Source organism: Trichocoleus sp. FACHB-40 (genome assembly GCF_014695915.1).
Lineage (GTDB): Bacteria > Cyanobacteriota > Cyanobacteriia > Cyanobacteriales > FACHB-T130 > Funiculus > Funiculus sociatus.
In genome coordinates this window covers 1-8339 of record NZ_JACJPF010000065.1, presented here as the reverse complement: position 1 = coordinate 8339, position 8339 = coordinate 1, and the positions used below count along the sequence as shown (strand labels likewise).

Genomic DNA, 8339 nt, shown 5'->3' with positions numbered 1-8339 from the left:
GGACGTTTTTTACTCATTGATAGTAAGAGGATACTAAGAGCCTAGAAGCTATTCGAGGCTTTTTTCTACTTTATGCCGCTCTTTCTTATCTCGCTTAAGTTGACACCAGTGGGCATTGTCATGTCCCTACCGGTGTATCGCACCCAACCCTTGAATTCCTATAGAACAATTAGCCATGATTCCATGATTCAATGAACACTTGTATTAAGCTAATAAATGAAAACTTAATTGAGAAGAAATTATGATTTTACCTGGAACGGCTGTACGAGTGAAGAATATCGACGATATCTACTACGGTTTTCAAGGGCTAGTTCAACGAGTTTCCGATAATAAAGCCGCGGTGCTGTTTGAAGGCGGCAATTGGGATAAGCTAATTACCTTCCAGCTATCAGAATTAGAAATTCTAGAGCCAACAGCGGGACGCAAAAAGGCAAAATAGTAAATGGCTAATTGCTAATGGCTAATAGCTAATAGCAATTTTCCAATTAGCCATTAGCAATAAATAATTGATTATGCGTCTTCCCTTACCCCAATTTGCTGCTGGCGATCGCTCGCCCAACCATATTGCTGAAGTGATTGAGACGGCAACGACTGAATTCCTGGCACAGTGTCTCGATCCCGAAGACTTGAGCTTCCCAGTCATGCCCCCTTTTGGCAGCTGGGTCAAGTCTACTGATGAAGAATCAGGCAATTTAGTCTATGCTATCGTTTATCATGCCACCACCAGCCCGATTGATTCCATCCACCGGGCGCGGGCATTAGGGCTGTCACTAGAGGAACTGCGAGAGCAACAACCTCAAATCTTTGCCATGCTCAAAACCGAGTTTCGCGCTGCCATAGTTGGGTTTGAGGCACAAGGACAGGGAAATAATGGTTACAAACGTGTCGGCGGAATAACTTATCAATACCTGCCACCTCGTCCGCCGCAAATACATCAAGCGGTTTATCGCTGCGAACCGGAAGAAATTATTCACTTTAGCGAACAGCTGGATTTTTTGCGAACCTTATTGCAGGTGAACGGTGCGCCCGTAGAGGCGTTAGCAGGAGCAGCAATTAGAGAAATTTATCAATTACGCAAAGGCGATCGCGATTGGTTAATCAAAGCAGGGCGCACTCTGAGCCTTCTTCTCAAAGACGATTACGACAGATTGAGGTATATTTTGAGCCAAATTAATCTTTAGGAAGTTTTGATTTTGACTTCCTAATTGGTCATAAAAAGGACAGGCAAAAAAAGTTCTTGACTTTTTTTGCCTTTGTCTTTTGTCTATTTCTATAGAGATAGGGCGTAAAAAGCCCTTTTTCTGTAAGATAACTCAAGCAATACAACTGTACTTGCAGCAGCTTTGTTGCTTATTTTTGAGAATGCCGGTTAAAACTAATCCTTAACCTACCTGACTATGGAATCAATTTCAGAAGTTTTAAAGCAACCGATAGTTCCGTTTTCAATTTTGCTAGTGGTCATCTTGACCGTACCTATGCTGTTCGAGCGGTGGTTGCGGCTGCCAGGATTGGTTGGTTTGTTGGCAGCAGGTGTTGTACTTGGCCCGAACGGGTTGAAGCTGCTGGAAACCGAATCAGAGACGATGAACCTGCTATCAGACATTGGGTTAGTTTACCTGATGTTTGTGGCGGGGCTAGAAGTTGACATTGAGCAATTTCGCAAAACCAAGAATCGCTCGATTGGTTTTGGTACCTTTACTTTCCTAGTACCCCTGATTATGGGGACAATCGTAGGGCGTATCTTTAACTTTGACTGGAATGCTTCAATTTTGATTGGCTCTTTGTTTGCCTCTCATACCCTCTTGGCTTATCCGATTATCAGTCGTTTGGGTGTTGTGGGAAACGAAGCCGTCACTGTCACCATTGGCGCGACAATCTTCACGGATGTTGGCGCGTTACTGGTATTAGCCGTTTGTGTGGGCATTCATGCGGGTGATTTTACGGCGACTAAGTTGTTCACCTTGTTGGTGTCGTTAATTATTTACTCTGCGGCGGTTTTGTTTGGCTTTGATTGGGCTGGGAAAGAGTTTTTCCGACGTTCTGGGAACGAAGAAGGTAATCAATTTTTATTTGTACTGTTGGCGCTATTTCTGGCATCGTTGGGCGCTCAGTTGATTGGGGTAGAAAAAATTGTCGGAGCCTTTTTAGCTGGTCTGGCAGTGAATGATGTTTTGGGGGAAGGGCCAGTAAAGGAAAAGGTGCTTTTTGTCGGTAGCGTCTTATTTATCCCGATTTTCTTTGTGGATATGGGGCTACTGATAGATATTCCGGCTTTTATTAAAACGCTCTCTTCTGTCTGGTTAACTCTAGCAATTGTGACGGGTTTGATTGGTAGTAAGTTTTTGGCAGCTTTGTTTGCCAAACTAATGTACCGCTACAATTGGCGCGAGATGCTAACGATGTGGTCGCTGTCGCTACCGCAAGTTGCTGCTACTTTGGCAGCAACGCTGGTGGGCTATCGGGCGCTCAATCCAGCGGGTGAGAGGTTGCTGACAGAAGGTGTTTTAAACAGCGTGCTGGTTTTGATGCTGGTGACGGCAACGTTAGGCCCGCTGATTACCAGTCGGGTAGCGCCTGGGTTGAGTGTACCGGAAACGGAAGCGATCGCAACTGACACAACTGGACTAAATGACATAACTGCATCGGCAGACCAACCTTTTACAGTGGTTGTACCTGTCTACAATCCGGAAACCGAGAGGAATTTAATGGAAATGGCAGCGCTACTGGCGCGGCATGAAGCGGGAAGGATTGTACCGTTAGCGATTACCACAGCGCACGCCCACATGGACGCACCGCAGTTGGAAGGGGCATTCCAGCAAGGTGAAATGCTACTTGAGAGAGCCACAGGATTAGCCGTTGAACTAGGTGTGACAGCGGTACCATTGCTCCGCCTTGATGACAACGTTGCTCAGGGCATTAGCCGCGCCAGTCGGGAACAAAAAGCGAGTTTAATTGTGATGGGCTGGGGTAGACGCACCGGCTTAAGGGCGCGTTTGTTCGGCAATGTGATTGATAGCGTCCTGTGGTCGTCTCACTGTCCAGTTGCGGTGACGCGGTTGCAGGGTCCGCCGTCACAAATTCGGCGGATTTTGGTTCCAGTGGAAAACTTGACGGGGCAAGCGATACAACCGTTGCGGTTTGCCCAAATTCTGGCTGAGGCGAATCAGGCTCAAGTGACGTTGTTAAACGTCTGCAATAGTAGAACAACGCCAGCGAAGATAGCGTGGAACCAGTCGCAACTGTCTCTGCTAGTCTCGAAGTGGGCCCCTGGAAGTAACAACATCAACGTTGAAATTATCAAGAATGACAATGTGGCGCAAGGAATTCTAAATGCTTCTAGGTCGGTTGATTTGATTGTATTGCGATCGCTTCGTCGCCGCACCGCTGGCGGTCTGGAAATCAGCGATGTTACTACACAGTTAGTTCAGCAACTAAATTGCTCTGTAGTACTGCTAGGGGAGCCACAAAGAACCCAAACTGGTGTTGTTCTACCCAGGACTTCCAGCGTTTCCATGCCCCGGATTTCAATTTAACTAAGGTCAGGATGGCTAAGTGGTAATTGTTAAAAGCCATCCTGATCTTAGCGTTCAGGAGCATCACGTCGAGTGCAAATATACACCTATAGAACATCCGCGCCTCAATACTCCACAAACGAAGCCTAACGAAAGCGGGGTTCTTATTAGCCTACGTTGGCTTTCGCTTTAGAGGCGCGGCTTTCTTCTAGGCTTGGTACGCGAAAGTCACGCCTTGAGTCGTCAGGCATTTTTACCAGCATGGGGATGCCTGTTCGCTTTTTAACTATTTCCTCTCCTTTTTAAGTCTTCTTCCCAGGCTTCTAGTTGCTTTTTTTTCTGCTCTAGGTCTTGTTCCAATGTTTGAATTTGTTCCCGACGCGCTTCCATTTCTAAATTTTTGCGGGCTAATTCCTGACTTTGTAAAGTGAGGTCTTGCCGCCAGTGTTCAGCACGTTCGGCTTCCTGCTGTAAAAAAGTGGGAGTAATGCTACTTGTTAGGTACTGCTGCACTAATTCCAAAACCCAATCTTTCGCTTTTTCAATACTATGAATCTGCTGATTTTCACTTACCTCTACTAAAACTAACCAACCTTCCTTCGGGGATTCGATATCGACGGCGGGAATTACATATTCTTGATCAATCACTGCCCAGGTATTCTCAGAGGTTTGTTTGGCAAGGATTCGCAGTTCTACCCCGCCTGACAATTCATTTTTTTGCACTTCGGCAAAATATCGCATTGCTATCTTGTCTTTAAACGAACACGTCTGGGCACCCTAAGTTTACGGGCGTATTATATCGTAAATAACACTTTTATTCCTATATCGCAGGGAATAAAGTGTTATTGAAGCCGGGATACACCACTGTGTCCCTAGAGACTTTTAGAGCCGCTCCAGTCGCTCACGCAGAATTTCTGCCTGTTTCTCAGCTTCGGCTAGTGAGTCCCGCGCCTTTTGCACCACGTCAGGTGCGGCTTTCTCGACAAAATTGGCATTGCCTAAACGCCCCGAAAGGGATTTGGCTTCGGCTTCAACTTTGCTCAAGTTTTTATCTAGTTTGGCACGTAGTGCGTCCACATCGACGACTCCGGCAAGGGGAATTAAAACTTGGATTGTGCCAACGACACCAGCGATCGCTTTTGGCATAGCACTTTCTTCACTGTTCTCCTGTTCTGGTGGTCTTAAATCGGTTTCTGGGGGATGCGTGTAGCCAAGTTGTTTTGATGCTGTATCATTTTTGTCAATTTTGCCTTTGGCAATAATTTGTGTAACCTTTGACACTACAAAAAGACAAAGAAGCACCACAAATAAAAATGGCAGCAAAAACAAAAATGGTAACAAAGTCGGGGCATTAGCAAAGCTAGATTTTTCCTTGACAGATGCCGCGAGATTGGCTGTTTCGGTAGACGAGGGGGCAGACTTTACCTCTGCCGATGAATCCGGCTTTAATATTTCGGTAGACGACGGGGTATCTTTTGCGCCATTGATGGTTAATTTCTCTACCTTTGCCAAGTCTTGAATATAAGACTCCCCTAAGTTTAGGATATGCCGTTCCTTGTCGCTTTGGGTCTGCAAAATTACTGGAACCTTCACCCCAGGCTTGATGTCAGCTTCTGCCCGAAGATTGCGAATGGTGCGGATAGTGCCGAATAGCAATTCAAATTGCTGTTCTTTATCTGGGTCGATGAGTACGGGATCTGCTTCGGGATAAGATTGTAACGCTAAAGCTTTGCCTTCACCAGCTTGAGTGAGAGTATGCCAAATTTCTTCAGTGATGTGAGGCATGAAGGGATGGAGTAATTTTAGAATCCCTTCCAGCACATGGGCAAGCGTCTGCTGGGCAACTAGCCGCGATGCTGCTGGTGCTTCCGGACGCAGGCGAGGTTTTACCAGTTCAATGTACCAGTCGCAGAAGTCACCCCAAATAAATTCGTAAAGTCCTTTGGCAGCTTCGCCTAGTCCGTAGTTGTCGATGTATTGGGTACTTTGCTGCACTACTTGATGATAGCGGGAGAGAATCCAGCGATCGCATAATTCCAATGCCTCTGTTGCCGGGTTCCCCAGTTGTTGCGGCGTTTTACCATCCAGATTCATCATCACAAACCGGGCAGCATTCCACAGCTTGTTAGTGAAATTCCGGGACGCTTCCACCGATGCAGATTCATCAGTCTTGCGATTGTATTCTAGGCGGATATCTTGACCTGCACCAACCACTTCCTTAATCAGAGAGTAGCGCAAGGCATCAGTGCCGTATTTGTCAATCAGCAACAGCGGATCGATACCATTGTTGGCAGACTTGGACATTTTCTTGCCGTTCTCATCCAGTACCAAACCGTGGATGTAAACGTCCTTGAAGGGCATTTGACCTGTAAAATGTCCAGCCATCATCGTCATTCTGGCAACCCAGAAGAAGATGATGTCAAAGCCAGTAACGAGGGTAGCAGTCGGGTAGTAAGTTGTCAAATCCTGGGTTTGTTCCGGCCAACCTAGAGTAGAAAAAGGCCACAATCCAGAAGAGAACCAGGTATCTAGCACATCTGGATCTTGTTCTAGTTTGACATCTTGGCCAAATTTTGCAACCGCTTTTTCTTTTGCTTCTGTCTCGTTTTGCGCTACCACAAACGGCGTGTTGTCGGTAATTTCGCCCCCAGTTTCGCTGACTGCATACCAGGCAGGAATTTGGTGTCCCCACCAAAGTTGGCGAGAGATGCACCAATCTTGTAGTTTGACTAGCCAATCCCGATAAACCTTAGTCCAACGCTGGGGAATAAACTCTGGGGAACTTTTATCGTCTAGGAATTGTAACGCCCGGTCAGCGAGGGGGCGAATTTTGACAAACCACTGAGTAGAGAGGAGGGGTTCGACCGGGACTTTACCGCGATCGCTATAAGGAACCGTATGCTTATAATCCTCTATCTTGACCAAAAACCCGTCTGATTCCAGTCGCTGCACCACATTTTTCCGGGCAACAAAGCGGTCTTGTCCCTGGAACTCCCCAGCATTTTCGTTTAAAGTGCCGTCCTTATTCATGATGTTGATAAACGGCAAATTGTGGCGCTTACCCATCGCAAAGTCGTTGGGGTCGTGGGCTGGTGTCACCTTCACGCAACCAGTCCCAAAGGCAGGATCGACCAATTCATCGGCAATAATCGGAATTTCCCGCTGCATAATTGGCAGCATCAGCGTCTTCCCAATCAAATCTTTGTAGCGGTCATCATTGGGATTCACTGCCACCGCCGTATCGCCCAGCATCGTCTCCGGTCGAGTTGTCGCCACCTCCATATAGCCAGAACCATCCGTGAGGGGATAGCGGAAGTGCCACAGATTACCGTTAACTTCCTTGTTTTCCACCTCCAAGTCAGAAACCGCCGACTGAGTTCCAGGACACCAGTTCACCAGGTAATTGCCGCGATAGATCAACCCTTCCTCATACATTCGGGTAAAGGCTTCCAGTACCGCTTTAGATAAGCCTTCATCCAGCGTGAAGCGTTCCCGCGACCAATCTACCGAAACGCCCAAACTCCGCAGTTGGTTAACAATCTTACCCCCAGATTCAGTTTTCCACTGCCAAGCTTTTTCGAGGAATGCTTCGCGCCCTAACTCAAAGCGAGTTTTACCTTCTTTTTTAAGTTGCTTTTCCAGAATCGTTTGCACTGCAATACTCGCGTGGTCGGTTCCCGGTACCCACAAGGTATTGCGCCCTTTCATTCGGTGGTAGCGGACGAGGGTATCAATCAGGATACTCTCGAAGGCGTGTCCCATGTGCAAGCTACCCGTGACGTTGGGCGGGGGAATGACGATGCAGTAGGGTTCGCCAGGATGATTGGGGTCTGCTTGGAAGATGTGGTTTTCTTCCCAGAATTTTTGCCACTTGGTGTCGGTGGTTTTGGCGTCGTATTGGCTGGCGAGGGTGGGGATTGTTGCGGTCATGCTGGGAAGACTAAATGAAGAGGGGTTTAACTAAATTTTGCCATACGGTAGGGGGGGTAAGAAGAATGAACTGCGTTGGCTCCGCCAACGCAGTTTATTTCTCCAAAAAATCCTTGCTTTTAGGTTTTACCATTTTGCACCATGACTTTTAAGTAGTATTGCCAGACTTGTTATTAGCTCGGAAATTATCAAAATTTTTAAATTCATAATCTCAACGCTTAATTAGTTATGGTCAATCATTGAGGATATATCGAGGCTTTTGGTGGAGTCGCAAAACAAAGAGTTCTACAAGATGGACAAACACTATATGAGTTTAATGACTCTACTGGTAAAAGTATTTCTGTTCCCTCGTGTTGGCGATAGGAGTTGATTTTTATCCCATCAAATTTTAGCAATTCTGCTTTTGTTTGGTTGCGTATTTCTTGGCGATGAGCCAAGTTACCCGGAACAATTATATGTTTACCAAACATATTTTAAGTGTGAATCGGTCTTTAAGGTCAACTTCACCAAGGTTTTAGCTCTGCTTGTAAGCTATATTTACTTACCTTTCAACTACTTTTTTGGCATATAAGGTGCTGAAGATCCAATAATTACAATTTTAGTTCATTTGATGCGATCGCGTCTTGGAGACAGAGGTTTGACACTTCCGGCTAGTTGAAAGCTAAAGAATCTACTCAAGCCATTCCGATGATTTTTCTGAGCGCGCTTTGTGAAACGGCGGATAAAGCCAGAAAGTGGAGGGGAGCATCCCGGTTTTGCGCTTTTGAGCATCAAACGGATATTGATCCGTTAAGGTAGGCGCACCGAAGCTTAAGCATTTGATTAACATTTTTCATCAACCACTGCGCTCCTGAAATTTTCAACCTTCTATCAATTTGTTTTACTGCCGACTCTACA

At 46.3% G+C, this 8339-nt stretch carries 5 protein-coding genes and 1 pseudogene; 3 read left to right on the top strand and 3 right to left on the bottom strand.

All coding sequences use genetic code 11. The annotated features are described in order from the left end of the window. The first annotated feature begins 241 nt into the window (after nucleotides 1–241). The 3 genes from H6F63_RS15355 (at nucleotide 242) to H6F63_RS15345 (ending at nucleotide 3533) form a co-directional block, all read left to right on the top strand. Nucleotides 242–439 carry an NAD(P)H dehydrogenase subunit NdhS gene (locus tag H6F63_RS15355; protein ID WP_190444897.1) on the top strand — a complete coding sequence of 66 codons (198 nt, stop codon included), beginning with the start codon at nucleotides 242–244 and terminating at the stop codon, nucleotides 437–439. Between the two features lie 73 nt (nucleotides 440–512). Continuing rightward, nucleotides 513–1181: an HAS-barrel domain-containing protein gene (locus tag H6F63_RS15350; RefSeq protein ID WP_190444898.1), complete on the top strand. Its 669-nt coding sequence runs from the start codon at nucleotides 513–515 to the stop codon at nucleotides 1179–1181. A 216-nt stretch (nucleotides 1182–1397) separates the two neighbouring features. Next, nucleotides 1398–3533: a cation:proton antiporter gene (locus H6F63_RS15345; RefSeq protein WP_190638463.1), complete on the top strand. Its 2136-nt coding sequence runs from the start codon at nucleotides 1398–1400 to the stop codon at nucleotides 3531–3533. Nucleotides 3534–3794: 261 nt separating this feature from the next. Here H6F63_RS15345 and H6F63_RS15340 read toward each other — a convergent pair whose 3' ends face one another. The 3 genes and pseudogenes from H6F63_RS15340 to H6F63_RS15325 form a co-directional block, all read right to left on the bottom strand. Next, a complete protein-coding gene (locus H6F63_RS15340; RefSeq protein WP_190638462.1) occupies nucleotides 3795–4253 on the bottom strand; it encodes a hypothetical protein in 459 nt (152 codons plus the stop codon). A gap of 141 nt (nucleotides 4254–4394) precedes the next feature. Beyond that, nucleotides 4395–7442, bottom strand: coding sequence for a valine--tRNA ligase (locus tag H6F63_RS15335; RefSeq protein WP_190638461.1), 3048 nt, complete (start codon nucleotides 7440–7442; stop codon nucleotides 4395–4397). A 770-nt stretch (nucleotides 7443–8212) separates the two neighbouring features. Further along, nucleotides 8213–8339, bottom strand: a pseudogene (locus H6F63_RS15325) (ISKra4 family transposase); the annotation flags it as partial.